The following is a 1,827-nucleotide window of genomic DNA, read 5'->3' on the forward strand; positions in this document are numbered from 1 at the left end:
AAAAATACCGTGCCCCGTGTCCGCAGACAGGCGGGCGCCGGCAGGCAGGAGGTATAGGTGCGGCCAATCTCCGGCTTCCCCCGCCGCGGCGGGGGAATGACATCATTATAGCATCCGCCTAAGGCGGATAAAAGGTCGGATAGTAGTAAAATTATTGAATATATTTATATTATTTAGCCGAGTTCCAGCCAAGGGAACCATTGGGAAAACATTCCGGAAAGATAGCTTAGCGAATCGGTAAATATTAATAAGCCAACCAGTATAAGAAATACACCGCCGATAATCTCGACTATCCTGAAATGCTTCTTTATCTTGCTGGATACCGAAATAAAAGCATTAAACGCCAGCGCAGTCAATAAAAACGGGATAGCTAAACCGGCAGAATAAAACAACAACAAGATAATACCCCGCCATACCGTATCCTCTGCCGCGGCAATCGCCAAAATAGTCGCCAGTATCGGCCCGATGCATGGAGTCCAGCCAAAAGCAAACGCAAAACCGACAAAAAATGCGCCAAGCGGGCCAATCTTTTTGTCGCTCATATTAAACCGCTTTTCATAATTAAGCAATTTGATTTTAAACAAACCAATATAATGCAAGCCAAGAATAATGATAACTACACCGGCAACCTTGCCAATGATATGCATATAATCGGTTAGAAAACCAGATACAACCGTTGCCGAAGCGCCCAGCGCTATAAAGACAACCGAAAAGCCCAATACAAAAAATAATGAATTTAGAAATACTTTATAGACCGCTTTGGACTGTTTTTTCTGAAGTTCGTCTATCGAAACGCCGGATATAAATGATAGATAGCCGGGCACAATCGGTAAAACACATGGGGAAATAAATGATAATAAGCCTGCGCCAAAGGCTGCTAATAGCGTTACATTGTCCACTCTTACTCCTTTTTCGATTATTAAACAATAATAAAACACTATAGGTTCCACATGTCAATAAATGTATGAATTTAATTTTGACTTATAAAATCCATTTTCTTTGAAGGTCGTAATGTTCAAAAGCCTTACACAATTTTGATGTTGTGTCAGTTCGCAGTCCGCCTAAGGCGGATGAACTGACACATTTCGGGAGTTTCCCCGAAAATTCCGGTAAAATCTTTATAGTATAGTATGTTTCGTAGGGTTAACATTTTCAATAAGTGGAAATCATAGTTTTTGAAAAAACGAGGTGATGTTGTCGTTGCCAACTTTGTCGTTCAGTATGATTTTGACCTTACTACTTTCGGACGACGGCATGGCGAACTGCCTGATATCGGCAGGATGATTGAAACTGACCCGCGTTTAATGAAATTTGCTTGTTATGCTTTTGATGATGTTTTCAAGTATGATAAGAATGCCCCGAAACTTGTTGTGGGCACTATTGTCTCAGGCGATCGTTTTGTTTCCGATCCGAGAAAAATCGAATGGCTGCAGAGAGAATTCGGCGCCGTTGCCGCCGAAATGGAAGGCGCCGCTGTCGGCTATACATGTCATTTGAATGAAATTCCGTTCATGATTGCCAGGACTATCTCCGATAGCGCCGGCTCGGATGCCAAAGACGAATTCAAAAGCTACCTTAAAATCGCCTCGAAAAATTCCTTTAAGATTATCAGCAGTATTCTTGAGGTCATGTCTCATAGAGCCGCCGCACTTTAATCTGAGATTCACTACTGTCCGGCCTTTTGTTCGCCTTAGGCGGATGCTATATCGTTGGGGTTATCCTTATTGACCGCCTCGTTCCTTTTGTCCGCCTTAGGCGGATACTATAGTTATATCATTCCCACACTGCCCGCGTCATTCCCAACTTGATTGGGAATCCAGAGATTGG

The 1,827-nt window shown here is 42.9% G+C and carries 2 protein-coding genes; one reads left to right on the top strand and one right to left on the bottom strand.

The annotated features are described in order from the left end of the window. Positions 1–173: 173 nt before the first annotated feature. Positions 174–899, bottom strand: coding sequence for a cytochrome c biogenesis protein CcdA (locus tag J7K40_09665; GenBank protein ID MCD6162665.1), 726 nt, complete (start codon positions 897–899; stop codon positions 174–176). 276 nt (positions 900–1,175) lie between these two features. On the opposite strand from J7K40_09665, the gene mtnN reads away from it, so the two are divergent. After that, a complete protein-coding gene (mtnN, locus tag J7K40_09670) occupies positions 1,176–1,655 on the top strand; it encodes a 5'-methylthioadenosine/S-adenosylhomocysteine nucleosidase (GenBank protein MCD6162666.1) in 480 nt (159 codons plus the stop codon). Positions 1,656–1,827: the final 172 nt, after the last annotated feature.

It is taken from the genome of Candidatus Zixiibacteriota bacterium (assembly GCA_021159005.1).
GTDB lineage: Bacteria > Zixibacteria > MSB-5A5 > UBA10806 > 4484-95 > JAGGSN01.